Here is a 15,445-nt window from a genome sequence, read left to right on the forward strand (position 1 = left end):
GGAAGAGGGCATGGAACAGTTGAACTATCGCTTCACCGCGCGCGAGCGCGCGAAGGGCGAGCTGGCCGCGGCGCTCGTCGGCGTGGTCGCGTCCGGCAATCTCGAAGTGCTCGTCGAGCGCGTGCTGCCGGGCAACGAATGCGAGATCGACATCCGCACCGCGGCGGTTGGCTTCGGCGAGGTGTGGCAGGCCGTCGTATCGGATTTCGTCGAGCGGCGCACGCCGGGCGGCCTGAAGCTGTCGATCAACGACGGCGGCGCGCGGCCCGACATGGTGTCGCTGCGGCTCGCGCAGGCCGTGCGCGCGATCGAGGGAGACGCATGATGACCGACGTGATCCACGACGCGCCCGCGTTCGTCGCGAACGGCGCGAGCTGGTACGAAGCGTCGGCGCGGCAGCGCATCGACGGGCTGCTCGACGCGGGCAGTTTCAGCGAATTCCTCGGGCCGGCCGAACGCGTGACGAGCCCGCACCTGCCGCTGTTCGACCTGCCGCAGCAGTTCGACGATGGGATGGTGGTCGGTCACGGTCGGCTCGACGGCCGGCCGGTGTTCGTCGCCGCGCAGGAAGGCCGCTTCATGGGCGGCGCGTTCGGCGAAGTGCACGGCGCGAAGCTCACCGGCTTGCTGCGCGCCGCGCGCGAAGTCGGCAAGCCGGTGCTGATCCTGTTCGATACGGGCGGCGTGCGGCTGCAGGAAGCGAACGCGGGCGAGCTGGCGATCGCCGAGATCATGCGTGCGCTCGTCGATGCGCGCGCGGCCGGCGTGCCGGTGATCGGGCTGATCGGCGGGCGCGCGGGCTGCTACGGCGGCGGCGGGTTGCTCGCCGCGTGCTGTTCGGCGCTCGCGGTGTCGGAGCAGGGGCGTATCAGCGTATCGGGCCCCGAAGTGATCGAGACGAATCGCGGCGTCGACGAATTCGACGCGAAGGACCGCGCGCTGATCTGGCGCACGATGGGCGGCAAGCATCGGCGGCTGATCGGCGGCGTGGACCGCTATGTCGCCGATACGCCGGACGCGTTCCGCGCGGCGGCGCTCGACTTGATCGGCTGCGCGCCGAAGTTCGATGCGGCGATGCTGCATGAGGAACAGGCGCGCCTCGAAGCGCGTGTCGAACGGTTCGGTGCATGCAAGGATGCGCTCGACGTATGGCGTGCGCTCGGCGCAGACACGCCCGAAGCGATTCCCGGGATGCCCGACGGGGCGTTCGCGAAACTCGCCGACCAGTTACAGGAGCCGAAATGAAACGACCCCCACGCGCACTTCGTTCGCTGTCGACCGGAGCTGGCGCTTCAGCGCCTACTCCGGCCCCATGCACGGCTCCCTCCTTGGGGCTGCCCGGCGGGAGGCAGCATGACGCTCGATGAAGTCCTGATCTCGCTGTTTCCGAAAGGCCATTCGATCGTGCGCACCGGCGGCCTGCTGACGGGCCACGCAGAACTGGCCGGCACGCGCGTCGACGTGATCGGCGTCGCCGACCGTTTGCCGTTCGGCATCGACGAGGCGCTGACGCTCGCGTCGCGCGTGCTCGATACGATCGCGCGCGGCGGCGGCACGCCGATCCTCGTGCTCGTCGACAGCGACAGCCAGCGGATGAGCAAGCGCGACGAACTGCTCGGCCTGAACGAAGGGCTGTCGCATCTCGCGAAGTGCCTGATGCACGCGGATCTCGCCGGGCATCGGACGATCGGCGTGCTGTACGGCCACACGGCTGCGGGCGCATTCATCGCGACCGCGCTCGCGACGCGCACGCTGCTCGCGGTGCCGGGCGCCGAGCCGGAGGTGATGGACCTGCCGTCGATGTCGCGCGTGACCAAGCTGCCGATCGACGTGCTGAAGGAGATGGCGCGCTCGACGCCCGTGTTCGCGCCCGGGCTCGACAATCTCGTGAAGATGGGCGCCGTCGATGCCGTGCTCGATCCGTCCCGCGCGCTCGACGGGCAGGTCGGCGAATGGCTCGGCAAGCCGGCCGACCGCATCGACCGGCGCGCGGCGCGCGGCCGGCCGGTGGCGGCCGACGTCGCGCGGCGCGTCGAGGAACTCGCGCGTGCTGCACGTTGAGATGCCGCTGCGCCGCCACATGCTCGTCACGCTGACGGCGGCGGGGTGGGGCGCGGCATTCGCGCGCGATCCCGCGCTCGCGGCCGATCCGCTCGTGCGCGCGTGGGCCGAACGCGGCTGGCCGCTGATCGTGCGCCGCGCGTCGCCCGACGAGGCCGATGCCGGCCGCGTGCCGCTCGGCCTGCCGCTGCCGCCTGCCGCGGGCAAGCGGCGCATCGCGCTGAATGTCGCTGCCGACGCGCTCGCGACGGTCGGCCCGCTGCCCGCGCTGGCCGACGCGCTTTCCGCCGCGCCCGACGCATGGCACGCGCCGTTGCGCGCGCTCGATGCGCTCGGCGCGCGCTGCGGCGTGCAGGGCCGCGTGTTCGGCAGCCTCGCGTGGCAGGCGCTGACGGGCGAGCGATACCTGGGCGCGTCGTCCGATCTCGACATCGTGTTTCCGCTGCCGGATGCCGCGTTGCTCGCACCGCTGCTCGACAGTCTCGCGGCGATCGACGCGCACGCGCCGATGCGCATCGACGGCGAGCTGCTGCGCGACGACGGCGCGGGCGTCAACTGGCGCGAGCTGCACGCGCGGCTGCCTGAAGTCGCGGTCAAGACCGCGATCGCCGTCGAATTGATGCCCGCCGGCGCATTCACCGGAGACGCGCGATGAGCGCATGGGCTGCCTGCCGCGTACCGGCGCCGTCCGCTCCCGAGCGCATCGCCGAGCTGGCCGAGCGCAGCCTCGTGCTCGAGATCGACACCTATCCGAAGCCGGGGCTCGTCAGCCACGTCGACACCGGCAGTCATTCGGACATGGATGCCGCGACGTTCGCGCGCAGCGCCGCCGTGCTGCGGCCGTACTTCGCGGAACTCGCCGACGCGGGCGCGCGCGACGCGGACATGGCCATGCTGCGCAAGATCGGCCTGCGTGCCGAGCACGCGATGCTCGCGGCGACCGGCGGCGTCAATACGCATCGCGGCGCGATCTTCGGGCTCGGGCTGCTGTGCGCGGCCGCGGGCCGGCGTGCGATGCCGGGGGGAGTGCCGGGCGGAATGACGCTCGGTGCGCTCGTGTCCCGCCGCTGGGGCGCCGATATTCTCGGCGGCCCGCGCTTGCCGGACAGCCACGGCGAGCGCGCGAGCCGACGCTACGGCGTCGGCGGCGCGCGTCGCGAAGCGGCCGAAGGGTTCACGACCGTGTACGCGATCGGGCTGCCCGCGCTGCGCCGTGCGAAGCGCGACCTGCCCGACGATCCGGAAGCCGCGCGCGTCGCTGCGTGCTTCGCGCTGATCGCCGCGCTCGACGATACGAACCTGCTGCACCGGGGCGGGCATGCCGGCCTCGATTTCGCGCGGGCGACCGCACGTGCGTTCGTCGCACGCGGCGGCGTGCGCGCGCGCGACTGGCGGCTGCGCGCGGTGGCCGCGCATCGTGCGTTCGTTGCGCGCCGGCTGAGCCCGGGCGGCGCGGCCGACCTGCTCGCGATGAGCGTATTCGTCGATGCGCTCGAAGCCGACGGGGACGCGCGATGACGCTGGCGATCCTCTGTTCGGGACAAGGCGCGCAGCGCGCCGACATGTTCGACCTGACGGGCGCGGCGCCGCAGGCCGATGCGTTGTTCGCGCATGCCGGCCGGCTCCTCGGCGACGATCCGCGCGCGTGGGTCCGGCAGGCCGGACCGGACGCGCTGCGCGAGAACCGCGCCGCGCAGATCCTCTGCACCGTCCAGGCGCTTGCGGCGGCCGCGCTGCTCGACGCGGCGTGGCCGCGCCGGCGCTGCGTCGCGGGCTACAGCGTCGGCGAGGTCGCGTCGTGGAGCGTCGCGGGAATGATCGATCCGCACGATGCGCTCGACCTGGCCGACGCACGCGCGCGCGCGATGGATGCGGCGAGCGGCGGCGATGAGCGGATGGCGTTCGTGCGTGGCTTGACGCGCACGCAGCTTGCGCAGTTGTGCGCCGGTCGCGACGCGGCGATCGCGATCGTCAACCCCGGCGACGCATTCGTGGTCGCGGGGCGGCAGGCCGATGTCGATGCGGTGGCCGACGGCGCCGCGCGCGCCGGTGCGCTGCGCGTCGCGCCCGTGTGCGTGCGGATCGCGTCGCACACGCGCCGGCTCGCAGCGGCCGTGCCGGTATTTCGCGCGTCGCTTGCCGGTGTGCGCGTGCGCCGGCCGCTGCCCGGCATGCGATTGTTTTCGGGCATCGACGGCGCGTCGGTGCTCGATGTCGACGCGGGCCTCGACAAGCTCGCGCGGCAGATCGCGGAGCCGGTCGAGTGGGCGGCCTGTCTCGCCGCCTGCGTGGAGGCCGGTGCGACCGCGTTTTTCGAACTCGGCCCCGGGCGCGCGCTGGCCGAGATGGCAGGCGGCACGTATCCCGCGCTGCCGGCGCGCAGCCTCGCGGATTTCCGTTCCGTCGACGGCGTGACGAACTGGCTCGCGCGCGTCGCGGCTGGCTGACCGGCGGCCCGAAAACCGGCCTGCAACATCCCCGCCGCGCCCCGGTTCCATACGGTGTGTTGCGCCGGCGCAGCAGCGCCGCAGCCGGCGCTTGCCACGCGAATTGGCGTCGCTACAATGGCGCCCGCCATGAGACCAGCCGCCTTCTTTTTCGCCGCGCTTTGCTGTGCGGCGAGCGCCCACGCCAGCCGGATCCCGTCCGATGCCGCCTCGGTCGGCACGTACTTTTCGTATGACAACGCGGCGGCCGACGCGACCGTCGACCTGATCGAACAGGCGCAACGCCGCGTACTGCTGGCCGGCTACGCGCATGTGCCGCCCGCCGTCGCGAGCGCACTGCGCGCGGCCCGTGCGCGCGGGATCGAGGTGCGCGTCGTGCTCGTGCGCTCGCCGCGCGCGGGCAGGTACAGCGGCGCAGGCTATCTGAAATCCGCGGGCATCGACGTGGCGATCGATTTGCGGCACGGCGATCCTGCGCCGCGCTTCGTGATCGTCGACGACAGCGTCGCGCTGACGACGCTGTCCGACGGCGCGGCCGCGCACGCCGAGACGGTCAACGTGTTCCAGCGCGCGCCCGAGCTCGCGCAATCCTACGCGCAGTCGTTCTGGCGGCTATACCGGCAGGCCGGCGGCCTCTGACCCTTTCCTTCGGCGTCGTGCACGCCGGTGTGACCCCGCTTGCATCGGCGCTGCCGATGAACCATGCTCGTTGACAGGCGCCGGCGCGGGTTTCGCGCATCCGGCGCAACGGCAGGGAGCCGATCGTGACCGAGTGTTTTGCCGATCGCGCCGATGCGGGCCGCCAACTGGCCGGCGCGCTGAGCGACTATGCGGGGCGTAGCGACGTCGTCGTGCTCGCGTTGCCGCGCGGCGGCGTGCCCGTCGCGTATCCGGTCGCCTGCGCGCTGCGCGCGCCGCTCGACGTGCTGGTCGTGCGCAAGCTCGGCGTGCCGTGCGAGCCCGAACTCGCGATGGGCGCGATCGCAACGGGGGGCGCGATGCATCTGCAGCGCTCCGTGATCCGCTCGATGGGCGTGACCGACGCGCAGCTCGCCGACGTGATCGTGCGCGAGACGGCCGAGCTGCATCGCCGCGAAGCGCTGTATCGCGGCGCTGCGCCGCCGCTGCCGGTCGACGGGCGCATCGTGATCGTCGTCGACGACGGCGTCGCGACCGGCGCGTCGATGCGTGCCGCGCTGCAGGCGCTGCGCGAGCGCCACCCGGCGCGGATCGTGGCGGCCACGCCGGTCGCGCCGGCGGACGCGCAGCATGCGTTCGACGGTCTGGCCGACGCGTTCGTCGCGGTATCGCAGCCGCGCCCGTTCTTCGGGATCAGCCAGTTCTACGCGCACTTCGGGCAAACGAGCGACGACGAGGTGCGTACGTTGCTCGACGCGGCCCGCATGCAACGCGGCATCACGTCCGCCTGATCCGGCGCGAGCGCGGGCGAGGGCGGCCGGCCTCGGCCAGCGCGAACACGCGCTGCAGCATCGGATGGACATTGCCGCGCCAGCGCGCGCCGGTAAACAGCCCGTAGTGATCGCAATCGTCGACATCGACGCGATAGCGCTCGTCGGCCGCGAGGCCGCTGCACATGTCGAGTGCCGCATGCGTCTGGCCGGCGCCCGTGACCGCGTCGCATCGGCCTTCGACGGTCAGCAGCGCGACGCCGCGCAGCGCGCCCGGCTCGACACGCCGGCCGCCCACGTCCCACGTGCCGTTCGCGAGGCACATGCGCTGGAACACGATGTCGACCGTGTCGAGGAAATATTCGGCCGGCATGTCGAGCAGCGCCGTGTATTCGAGCAGCGCGCGCCGCGCGGCGGCGAGCGCGGCCATGTCGAAGCGCGACGCGGCCTGCGCGTACGCCTCGACCAGCGACATGAAACGCTGCGGGTACATCAGCGCGATCTCGCCCTGCTGGAGATAGGTCGGGAACACGTGGCGGCCGTGCCCCGCGAAGCCGGGCGGCACGATGTCGATCAGGTGGCGGCGGCACCAGCCGAGCGAGCGGGTGGCTGCCGCGGTGCCGAGCACGCTCGGATTCAGGCGTGCGTCGAGCGGGCCGCCGATCAGCGTGATGCTCGCGGGCGGCGCGAGGCCGCGCGCGGCGCGCAGCGCGAGCGCGCCGAGCGCCGGCACGGTCGCCTGGCACACGGCGACGACGTGCAGCGGCCGATCGTCGAGCGCGAGCCCGTCGACGAAACCGTCGAGCGTCGCGACATACTCGTCGAGCCCGAAGCGGCCCGACGCGAGCGGCACGTCGCGCGCATTGCGCCAGTCGGTCACGCAGACGTCGCCGTCGGCGAGCAGCGTCTCGACGGTTTCCCGCATCATCACGGCCGCGTGCCCGGCGAGCGGCGCGCACAGCAGCACCGTGCGCCGCGCATCGGCGCGCGTGAAGCGCCGCAGGTCGCAGAACGGCGTGTGCGCGGCGACCCGTTCGCCGACGGCGGATCGCCCGAGGTCGAAGCGCGGCGGCCCGGCCGGCTGCCCGAGCAGCGGCTCGAACAGGTCGTCATAACACGACGACGCGGCCTGCGGCAGCGTCGCCGCGGGCCACGCATCGAACGCGTGCCGCGTCGCCGCGCGCCAGGCGCGCATCCATTCCCGCTGCTGCTCGACGAGGGCATACCACATGGCGGACCTTGGGGCGGAAGGGGCGTGAATCTGCATTATGGTCACTGTGGCCGGGTAGCGGGGCGCTGATACGTATCAAGCGGACGCGCGTACGAGCACGCTAGGCGACGGCTCGCGACGCTGCTACAGTCGTCGGTCCCATTCCCTCAAGCGGAGCGTTTGCGATGAAGCTGATCGGCATGCTGGATTCCCCGTTCGTGCGCCGTGTCGCCATTTCGGCGAAGCTGCTCGACCTGCCGTTCGAACACGAGTCGATCTCGGTGTTCCGTCATTTCGAGCAGTTCAGGGCGATCAACCCGGTCGTCAAGGCGCCGACGCTCGTGACCGACGACGGCGCGACGCTGATCGATTCGTCGCTGATCGTCGACTATCTCGATCACCTGGTCGCGCCGGAGCGGCGCTTGCTGCCCGACGCCGCCGACGTGCGGCTGCGCGCGCTCGTGCCGGTCGGTTTCGCGCTGGCGGCGGCCGAGAAGACCGTGCAGGTCATCTACGAGCAGGCGCTGCGCCCGTCCGACAAGCAGCACGCGCCGTGGATCGAGCGCGTGCTGAGCCAGCTCGAGGGCGCGTACGGCGAGCTGGAGCCGCTCGTTGCGGCCGCGAACGGCTGGTTCGGCGGTGCGCGCCTGCTGCAGTCCGACGTGACGGTCGCGGTGGCGTGGCGCTTCACGCAGTTCGTGGCGGCCGATTACCCGGCGCTCGCGCGGATCGATCCTGCCCGCTATCCGGCGCTCGCCGCGCATTCTGCGCGTGCGGAAGCGTTGCCGGCGTTCGTCGAAACGCCGCTCGTGTAGGCCTGGCGGCCCTTGGCGGCGGGGCGCGAGGCCGCCCCGCGCCGTTGCCTGCCGGCCGCTCGGCCGCATCCGGCAAGCCGCCGCCGATTGTTCTCGGTGGCCGACAAGTGACTTCGCATTCGCGCCGTTTATCCGGAAGCGGCCGGTCCCTAGAATCCACTCCATCGAATCACGCATTGCCAGATGGAGCCGATGATGAAAGCCCTGCTCGAATCAAGCCTGTACCACCCGTCCGTCGTGTTGCCGCTTGCCGCGCTGACGCAGTTGATGGTCGAGCGCGATTTCAATCTCGGCCAGGTCGGGCTGATCGTCGCGGCACGCGGCGCGCAGGCGGCGGTATCTCGCTCGCGTGCGCTGATCTTCAGCCGTCACGGCGAAGCGCACGCATGATGGCGCTCACGGCTAACGGATGAAAAAAGCCCGGCCGGCGCAAGCCGGTCGGGCGGATCGGATTCGATCGGGCCCCGGCTTCGGCCGGGGCTTTTTCATGGGCGACGCTCAGGCGCGTGCGGGCGACACGACGCCGTACATCTCCGAGTCGTCGTCCTCGCGCAACTGGCGCGCGAGCTGGTGCGCCTCGCGGCGCGTCGCGACGGCCGGCGGCGAGCCCTTGAGCGGCTGGCGCGCGGTTTCCGCGAGCGCGACGACCGACACGATGCCGATCACGGCGGCGCCCATCATGTAGTACGCGGGCATCATCAGGTTGTGCGTCACGTCGACGAGCCATGCGGTCATCAGCGGCGTCGTGCCGCCGAACAGCGATACCGACACGTTGAAGCCGATCGCGAGCGCGCCGTAGCGGATCTCGGTCGGGAACAGCGCCGGCAGCGCCGACGGCATCACGCCGGTGAAGCAGGACAGCAGCACGCCGAGGACCAGCAGGCCGCCGAACACCGATGCCGTGGTGCCCGCGTGGATCAGCATCATCGACGGGATCGACAGCACGAGCAGCCCGACGCAGCCGGCGAGCATCACCGGCTTGCGGCCGATCCGGTCGGACAGGCGGCCGGCGAAGAGCGTCATCGGCATCATCAGCACCATCACGATCAGCACGAGCACGAGGCTGTGCGATTCGTCGAAGTGCAGCGTCGACGACATGAAGCTCGGCAGGTACGACAGCACCATGTAGTCGGTCACGTTGAAGATCAGCACGAGGCCGACGCACAGCAGCAGCGCGCGCCAGTTGCGCATCAGTGTTTCGCGGAAGCGCGCCTTCGGCACGGCCTTGTCCTGCGCTTCGCGCTCTTCGGCCTGGCGCTTGAACGCGGGCGTTTCCTCGAGCTTCATCCGGATGTAGAGACCGATCAGGCCGAGCGGGCCGGCGATCAGGAACGGCACGCGCCAGCCCCACGACAGCAGCGCTTCCTGCGACAGCGACGCGGTCAGCAGCGCGACGACGCCCGCACCCATCACATAGCCGATCAGCGTGCCGAATTCGAGGAAGCTGCCCATGAAGCCGCGGCGCTTGTCGGTCGAGAATTCGGCGATGAAGGTGGCCGCGCCGCCATATTCGCCGCCGGTCGAGAAGCCCTGCACGAGGCGGGCGACGAGCAGCAGCACGGGCGCCATGATGCCGATCGACGCGTAGCTGGGGATCAGGCCGATCGCGAAGGTGCCGACGGCCATCATGATCATCGTCGCGGCGAGCACGCGCTGGCGGCCGATGCGGTCGCCGAGCGGGCCGAACACCATGCCGCCGAGCGGGCGCACGAGGAACGCGGCCGCGAACGTGCCGAAGGTCGCGAGCAGCTGCGCGGACGGGCTGCTGGACGGGAAGAACACCTTGCCGAGCGTGACGGCGATATAGCTGTACACGCCGAAGTCGAACCATTCCATCGCATTGCCGATGGCCATCGCGCTGACGGCGCGCTTGAGCAGGCTCTGGTCGACGACGGTGATGTCGTCCGCGGCGAGCGGAGCGTCGCCGGACGAAGTGGAGGAAGAAGCAGCGGTCGGGCTGACGTGTGTTGCGGTCAAGGTCATGCACTCCTTTGACTGCGCCGGAACGGGCGGGCCGTCCGACACGGTTTGCCTGCAAGCGCGGTGTCGTGCGCGGCGCGTCGGGGCAGACCATTAAGCACTTACTGCGCAACGGGCAGCAAAGGGCCGTCAGGGGCTGCTTCGACGCGGGCCCGATGGGCCGTCGCGACAGTGCGCTCATGAAGAATGGGCCGCGTGATGCTGGCGGCAGATGCCGGTGCGGACGGAGGTCCGGCGTTCCGGCAAGCGCCCCGAAAGGGGCGACGAAACGAGAAAAGCGGGCCTGTCGGGCGGGCTTTCCTGTGGGTGCGATTTCGGTCGAAGCGCCGGCCCGTAATGCGCGGACGGACTTCTCTCGAAATCGAATAGACAGAGATTGAATGTTGAAACAGGCGACATGGTAGCACGATGACGGATGATCGTGCAAATTGCCGGGAGACGCCCGTCTGGCGGGGCGTCCGGCGCGGCCTGCTCGGGTATGATCGGCGGCGCGCGGCGGGGCCGTGCAGCTCCCCGGCGACGGGGCCGAATTCACGAGGAACCGGATGACCGAACTGATGAGGATCGCGGCGCTGTTCGCCGCCACCGCGCTGGCCGAAATCGTCGGCTGTTACCTGCCGTGGCTCGTGCTGAAGGGCAGCCGGCCGGCCTGGCTGCTGGTGCCGGCCGCGCTGTCGCTCGCGCTGTTCGCGTGGCTGCTGACGCTGCACCCGAGCGCGGCCGGGCGTACCTATGCCGCGTACGGCGGCGTGTATATCGCGGTAGCGCTGGTCTGGCTGCGGGTGGTCGACGGCATCGCGTTGACCCGCTGGGATGTGGCCGGCGCGGTGCTCGCGCTCGGCGGGATGGCGGTCATCGCGCTGCAGCCGCGCGCGTAAGCGCGGCCGCAGCGCGTGCCGCGTGCGTCAGGCCGTTTCGGCGGCGCCCGCGTCGGCGAACTTGCGCCACACGCATGCGCCCTTGACCGACTTGTCGAGCTCGTCGAGTTGCGCCTGGTGCGCGGCGAGCTCGTCGTCGCTCGCGGCCACCACGACCAGGTCGAGCGCGGCGAGCGACACGCGCTGGCCGTTCGCCGCGCCGCCGTCGGCGCCCGCGTCGTCGAGCATGTCGATCACGAGGCTGTCCTGGCCGCGCGTCATCGCGAGATACACCTCGGCGAGCAGCTCCGAGTCGAGCAGTGCGCCGTGCAGCGTACGGTGTGCGTTGCTGATGCCGAAGCGATCGCACAGCGCGTCGAGCGAGTTGCGCTTGCCGGGGAACATCTGCTTGGCCTGCACGAGCGTGTCGATCACGCCGCCGCAATGTTCGGTGAACGGCGGCAGGCCGAGCCGCGCGAATTCGGCGTCGAGGAAGCCAAGGTCGAACGGCGCGTTGTGGATGATCAGCTCGGCGTCCTTCACGAAGTCGAGGATCTGGCTGGCGACTTCCGCGAACTTCGGCTTGTCGCTGAGGAATTCGGTCGTGAGGCCGTGCACCGCCAGTGCGCCCGGATCGCTGTCGCGCTCGGGGTTCACGTAGAAGTGCAGGTTGTTGCCGGTGAGCCGCCGGTTCAGCAGCTCGACGCAGCCGATTTCGATGAGACGGTCGCCCGTGCGGGCGTTCAGGCCGGTGGTTTCGGTATCGAGAATGATCTGGCGCATGTCGGGAAAAACGAAGGAAACAGGGGGGTGGCCGGCGTTCAGGCCGTGAGCGATTCGACACCGCGATTCGCGAGCGCGTCCGCGCGCTCGTTTTCGGGATGGCCCGCGTGACCCTTGACCCAGCGCCACTCGACCTCGTGCTGCGCGACGAGCGCGTCGAGCCGCTTCCACAGGTCGGCGTTCTTCACGGGCGTCTTTGCCGCGGTGACCCAGCCTTTCTTCTTCCAGCCGTGGATCCACTCGCTGATGCCTTTCTGCACGTATTGCGAATCGGTGTGCACGATCACCTGGCACGGCCGCTTCAGCGCCTCGAGCGCGGCGATCACGCCCATCAGCTCCATGCGGTTGTTGGTCGTGTTGGGCTCGCCGCCGAACAGCTCCTTTTCGCGGTCGCCGTAGCGCATCAGTGCGCCCCAGCCGCCGGGGCCGGGGTTGCCCTTGCAGGCGCCGTCGGTATAGATGTCGATCGTATCGATTGTCATGAATGTTCTTGATGGGTGGTCGGGGAGGCCGCGGGCGTCAGGCCTGGCGCGAGCACGGTTTTTTTCATCTTGATCTGGCCGACGAGGCGCATGCCGCGCACGCGCTTGACGGCCGTCACCATGTAGACGGCGCCGAAGATCGGCCACCAGCGGTCGCCCGCGGCTTCCATGAAGCCGTAGCGGGCTAGCCACTTGTCGGTGACGAGCGGCGGCCGGTAGCAGCCGAAGCGGCCGCGTTCGAGGTCGAAACCGAGCAGCTTGATCCAGTCCTTGAGCCGGATGAACGCGATCTGGTCGCGTGTGGCCGGCACGAACGGGCGGTTCGCCATGCGCCCGAACGATTGCCGCATGCCCCACAGGCTGAGCGAATTGAAGCCGGTGATCACGAGCTGGCCTTCCGGCATCAGCACGCGCTCGGCCTCGCGCAGCAGGCGGTGCGGGTCGGACGTGAATTCGAGCGTGTGCGGCATCACGATCAGGTCGACGCTCTGCGACTCGAACGGCAGGTCGAGCAGGTCGCACCACGTCGTGCTGCGATCGGCGGGCGCGTGCTCCGGCGCGTGCGCTTCGCGCGCCCACGGATACTGGTATGGCGCGCTCGCGCCGCTCGCCGGATCGAGCACGAGGCCGCGATACGGCATGCGGTTCTCGCGCAGTGCGTCGAGCTGCGGCAGGCCGAGCTGCAGCGCGTGGAACCCGAAGACGTCGGACACGATCCGGTCGAGCTGCGCCTGCTCCCAGTCCAGCACATAGCGGCCAGGAGGCGAGTCGGTCCAGGCGGGCCAGTCTATAATTTGACGATCAGGCATAACGATGGTTGCGCGCCCATGAACGAGCTGGAATACGTGCCGGTTCCGGCATTCGAAGACAACTATATCTGGCTCGTCTCGGACGGCCGCGATGCGATCGCCGTCGATCCGGGTGAAGCCGCGCCGGTGCGCCGGGTTCTTGCCGAACGAGGCTGGCGGTTGACCGCTATTTTACTCACGCACCATCACGCCGACCATGTCGGCGGTGTCGAGGCGCTGCGCAATAGCCAACCGGCCGATGTGCCGCTCACCGTTTACGGCCCCGCGGCCGAGGCGATCGGCGTGGTCACGCGGCCGCTTTCGGGCGGCGATCGCGTGACGCTCGACGCGCCGGCCGTCGCGTTCGACGTGCTCGACGTGCCCGGTCATACGCGCGGCCACATCGCCTATTTCCAGGCGGCCGGGCAGGGCGCCGCGGTGCCGCACGTGTTCTGCGGCGACACGCTGTTCTCGTGCGGCTGTGGCCGCCTGTTCGAAGGCACGCCCGCGCAGATGCTCGCGTCGCTCGACGCGCTCGCGGCGCTGCCGGGAGACACGCGCGTGCATTGCGCACACGAATATACGCTGTCGAACATCCGCTTCGCGCTCGCGTGCGAGCCCGGCAATGCGGCGCTTGCCGCGTGGCGCGACGACGCGCAGGCGCTGCGCGCGCGCGGCGTGCCGACGCTGCCGACGACGATCGCGCACGAGCGCGCGGTGAACCCGTTCATGCGCGCGGACAGCGCCGCCATCCATGCGACGCTCGAGGCCGAGCTTCACGAAACGGTGCCGGATCGTCTGGCAGCGTTTACGCTGATGCGGGAGTGGAAAAACCGGTTCAGATGATCATTTCCGGAGGACTCCAAAGCTCAAGCGGTGTCTGTAAAAATTGCTCCAAATGTAGGATTTCGCTGAGTTTTCGGTGTTTTTATTGACGTGAAGCACGCACTTCCGTAGTATCGCCAGCAATTTCCAGCCGTCGGAAGCCGAGATTTTCATGCGACTTATATTGAGTGCGATGGTGGTCCTGCTACTCGCCGCTTGTGCGAGCCAGGCTCCTGTCGCCAACAACGCCGCCGATCCGCAGGCGGCGTCCAACTACCTCCGTAAATCAGCCACCGCCAAAGAAACTGTCGACGTCGACAAGCAATCCGTCGGCGACCTGACCAGTGCGGACTCCGATCTGTGGGGCCGCATCCGTCGCGGCTTCCAGATGCCCGACCTGCAGAGCGACCTCGTCGACATGCAGACGACCTGGTACACGCAGCGTCCCGATTACGTGCAGCGCATGACCGAGCGCTCGCAGAAGTACCTGTATCACATCGTCGAGGAACTCGAGGCGCGTCACATGCCGACCGAGCTCGCGCTGCTGCCGTTCATCGAATCCGCGTTCAACCCGCAGGCGCTGTCGGTCGCGAAGGCGGCCGGCATGTGGCAGTTCATGCCCGGCACGGGCCGCACGTACAACCTGAAGCGCAACATGTGGCAGGACGAACGGCGCGACGTGCTCGCGTCGACGAGCGCCGCGCTCGACTACCTGTCGCGCCTGCACGACATGTTCGGCGACTGGTATCTGGCGCTGGCCGCGTACAACTGGGGCGAGGGCAACGTGCAGCGCGCGATCGCGCGCAATCAGGCGGCCGGCCTGCCGACCGACTACCAGAGCCTGCGGATGCCGAACGAGACGCGCAACTACGTGCCGAAGCTGCAGGCGGTGAAGAACATCATCGCGAGCCCGAAGCAGTACGGTCTGACGCTGCCGGACATCCCGAACCACCCGTATTTCGTGACGGTCACGACGTCGCGCGACATCGACGTCGCGGTCGCCGCGAAGCTCGCGAACCTGTCGCTCGACGAATTCCGCTCGCTGAACCCGTCGTTCGCGAAGCCGGTGATCCTCGGCGCGACCGAACCGCAGATCCTGCTGCCGTTCGACAACGCGTCCGCGTTCGAGAAGAACCTGAAGTCATACAACGGCCAGCTTTCGACGTGGACCACCTATACGGTCAGCGAACGTGCACGGCCGGCCGCGATCGCCGAGAAGATCGGCGTGGACGCCGATACGCTGATGTCGGTCAACAAGATTCCGGCCGGCATGCGCCTGAAGCCGGGTTCGACGATCGTCGTGCCGCGCGGCGATGACGACGACGAGGACATCAGTGCCGACGTCGCCGAAAACGGCGCGCTCGCGATGGAGCCCGACGTACCCGACACGCGCAAGATGCTGATCCGCGTGCGCCGCAAGCAGTCGATGGCGGCGATCGCCGGCCGCTACGGCGTGTCGGTCGGCCAGCTCAAGGCGTGGAACCGCACGCACCGCGATCTCGCGATGCCGGGCCAGGCGCTCGTGCTGCACGTGCCGGTCGGCCGCTCGGTGCCGGCGGAACCCGGTCCGGAGCGGATCGCGACGTCGGTCGGCAGTGCGCGCATCGAGCGCGCGAGCCTGGCGGTGGGCGGCAAGTCGCACGGCGCGAAGCGCGGCGCGGCAAAGCCGGCGGCCAAATCGGCCAAATCTGCGAAAGCTGCACCCGCGAAGGCCGCGCCGGCCAAGGGCAAGAAGAAGTAACGCGGCTGCGAAGCGCGGCGGGCGGCCGGTCCGGGTCGCGCGATTGC

Annotated in this window: 18 protein-coding genes; 13 read left to right on the plus strand and 5 right to left on the minus strand. The window is 70.0% G+C overall.

From position 1 onward, the window contains the following. The first annotated feature begins 10 nt into the window (after window positions 1-10). From mdcC to AC3WLY_RS10220, 8 genes are all read left to right on the plus strand, one after another. The gene (gene mdcC, locus AC3WLY_RS10185) at window positions 11-325 is read left to right on the plus strand and encodes a malonate decarboxylase acyl carrier protein (protein ID WP_492308563.1); all 315 of its coding nucleotides are present in this window, start codon (window positions 11-13) and stop codon (window positions 323-325) included. Then, a complete protein-coding gene (locus tag AC3WLY_RS10190; RefSeq protein WP_492308562.1) occupies window positions 322-1,245 on the plus strand; it encodes a biotin-independent malonate decarboxylase subunit beta in 924 nt (307 codons plus the stop codon). The genes mdcC and AC3WLY_RS10190 overlap by 4 nt, the downstream gene beginning before the upstream one ends. Window positions 1,246-1,353: 108 nt before the next feature. Beyond that, on the plus strand, window positions 1,354-2,061 hold the full coding sequence (gene mdcE, locus AC3WLY_RS10195) for a biotin-independent malonate decarboxylase subunit gamma (protein WP_310134968.1): 708 nt from the start codon (window positions 1,354-1,356) through the stop codon (window positions 2,059-2,061). Beyond that, window positions 2,048-2,716, plus strand: a complete 669-nt coding sequence (mdcG, locus tag AC3WLY_RS10200; RefSeq protein WP_492308561.1) for a malonate decarboxylase holo-[acyl-carrier-protein] synthase — start codon at window positions 2,048-2,050, stop codon at window positions 2,714-2,716. Before mdcE ends, mdcG begins: the two co-directional genes overlap by 14 nt. Continuing rightward, window positions 2,713-3,579, plus strand: a complete 867-nt coding sequence (gene mdcB, locus AC3WLY_RS10205; RefSeq protein ID WP_492308560.1) for a triphosphoribosyl-dephospho-CoA synthase MdcB — start codon at window positions 2,713-2,715, stop codon at window positions 3,577-3,579. Before mdcG ends, mdcB begins: the two co-directional genes overlap by 4 nt. After that, the gene (gene mdcH, locus AC3WLY_RS10210; RefSeq protein ID WP_492308559.1) at window positions 3,576-4,508 is read left to right on the plus strand and encodes a malonate decarboxylase subunit epsilon; all 933 of its coding nucleotides are present in this window, start codon (window positions 3,576-3,578) and stop codon (window positions 4,506-4,508) included. The genes mdcB and mdcH overlap by 4 nt, the downstream gene beginning before the upstream one ends. 117 nt (window positions 4,509-4,625) lie before the next feature. Continuing rightward, window positions 4,626-5,147 (plus strand): phospholipase D-like domain-containing protein, encoded by a 522-nt coding sequence (locus tag AC3WLY_RS10215; RefSeq protein WP_492308558.1) that lies wholly within the window; start codon window positions 4,626-4,628, stop codon window positions 5,145-5,147. A gap of 125 nt (window positions 5,148-5,272) precedes the next feature. Continuing rightward, window positions 5,273-5,938 carry a phosphoribosyltransferase family protein gene (locus AC3WLY_RS10220; protein ID WP_310134956.1) on the plus strand — a complete coding sequence of 222 codons (666 nt, stop codon included), beginning with the start codon at window positions 5,273-5,275 and terminating at the stop codon, window positions 5,936-5,938. Here the strand turns inward: AC3WLY_RS10220 and phaZ are convergent. After that, on the minus strand, window positions 5,925-7,148 hold the full coding sequence (phaZ, locus tag AC3WLY_RS10225) for a polyhydroxyalkanoate depolymerase (protein WP_310134953.1): 1,224 nt from the start codon (window positions 7,146-7,148) through the stop codon (window positions 5,925-5,927). The genes AC3WLY_RS10220 and phaZ overlap by 14 nt on opposite strands. Window positions 7,149-7,312: 164 nt before the next feature. On the opposite strand from phaZ, the gene AC3WLY_RS10230 reads away from it, so the two are divergent. Together AC3WLY_RS10230 and AC3WLY_RS10235 are read left to right on the plus strand one after the other, a co-directional pair. After that, entirely contained in the window at window positions 7,313-7,942 is a 630-nt protein-coding gene (locus AC3WLY_RS10230; protein WP_175962418.1) for a glutathione S-transferase family protein, read from the plus strand. 195 nt (window positions 7,943-8,137) lie between these two features. Further along, window positions 8,138-8,332, plus strand: a complete 195-nt coding sequence (locus tag AC3WLY_RS10235) for a hypothetical protein (RefSeq protein ID WP_072436412.1) — start codon at window positions 8,138-8,140, stop codon at window positions 8,330-8,332. Window positions 8,333-8,440: 108 nt separating this feature from the next. Here the strand turns inward: AC3WLY_RS10235 and proP are convergent, their stop codons facing one another. After that, window positions 8,441-9,925: a glycine betaine/L-proline transporter ProP gene (gene proP / locus AC3WLY_RS10240; RefSeq protein ID WP_310134945.1), complete on the minus strand. Its 1,485-nt coding sequence runs from the start codon at window positions 9,923-9,925 to the stop codon at window positions 8,441-8,443. A gap of 542 nt (window positions 9,926-10,467) precedes the next feature. On the opposite strand from proP, the gene AC3WLY_RS10245 reads away from it, so the two are divergent. Beyond that, window positions 10,468-10,800, plus strand: coding sequence for a YnfA family protein (locus AC3WLY_RS10245; RefSeq protein ID WP_034183266.1), 333 nt, complete (start codon window positions 10,468-10,470; stop codon window positions 10,798-10,800). A gap of 27 nt (window positions 10,801-10,827) precedes the next feature. Here the strand turns inward: AC3WLY_RS10245 and dnaQ are convergent, their stop codons facing one another. From dnaQ to AC3WLY_RS10260, 3 genes are read right to left on the minus strand one after another with little or no spacing between them, the layout of a single operon-like run. After that, a complete protein-coding gene (gene dnaQ / locus AC3WLY_RS10250; RefSeq protein WP_175962420.1) occupies window positions 10,828-11,562 on the minus strand; it encodes a DNA polymerase III subunit epsilon in 735 nt (244 codons plus the stop codon). Window positions 11,563-11,600: 38 nt separating this feature from the next. Further along, complete coding sequence (gene rnhA / locus AC3WLY_RS10255; RefSeq protein WP_072435875.1) at window positions 11,601-12,044, minus strand: ribonuclease HI; 444 nt, start codon at window positions 12,042-12,044, stop codon at window positions 11,601-11,603. Beyond that, on the minus strand, window positions 12,041-12,853 hold the full coding sequence (locus AC3WLY_RS10260; protein ID WP_492308556.1) for a class I SAM-dependent methyltransferase: 813 nt from the start codon (window positions 12,851-12,853) through the stop codon (window positions 12,041-12,043). The genes rnhA and AC3WLY_RS10260 overlap by 4 nt, the downstream gene beginning before the upstream one ends. A gap of 18 nt (window positions 12,854-12,871) precedes the next feature. Here AC3WLY_RS10260 and gloB point away from each other — a divergent pair, with 18 nt between their 5' ends. Both gloB and AC3WLY_RS10270 read left to right on the plus strand, forming a co-directional pair. After that, entirely contained in the window at window positions 12,872-13,678 is an 807-nt protein-coding gene (gene gloB, locus AC3WLY_RS10265; protein WP_105392996.1) for a hydroxyacylglutathione hydrolase, read from the plus strand. A 151-nt stretch (window positions 13,679-13,829) separates the two neighbouring features. Next, the gene (locus AC3WLY_RS10270) at window positions 13,830-15,398 is read left to right on the plus strand and encodes a transglycosylase SLT domain-containing protein (RefSeq protein ID WP_175962422.1); all 1,569 of its coding nucleotides are present in this window, start codon (window positions 13,830-13,832) and stop codon (window positions 15,396-15,398) included. Window positions 15,399-15,445: the final 47 nt, after the last annotated feature.

It is taken from the genome of Burkholderia sp. FW306-1C-G01B, assembly GCF_058781685.1.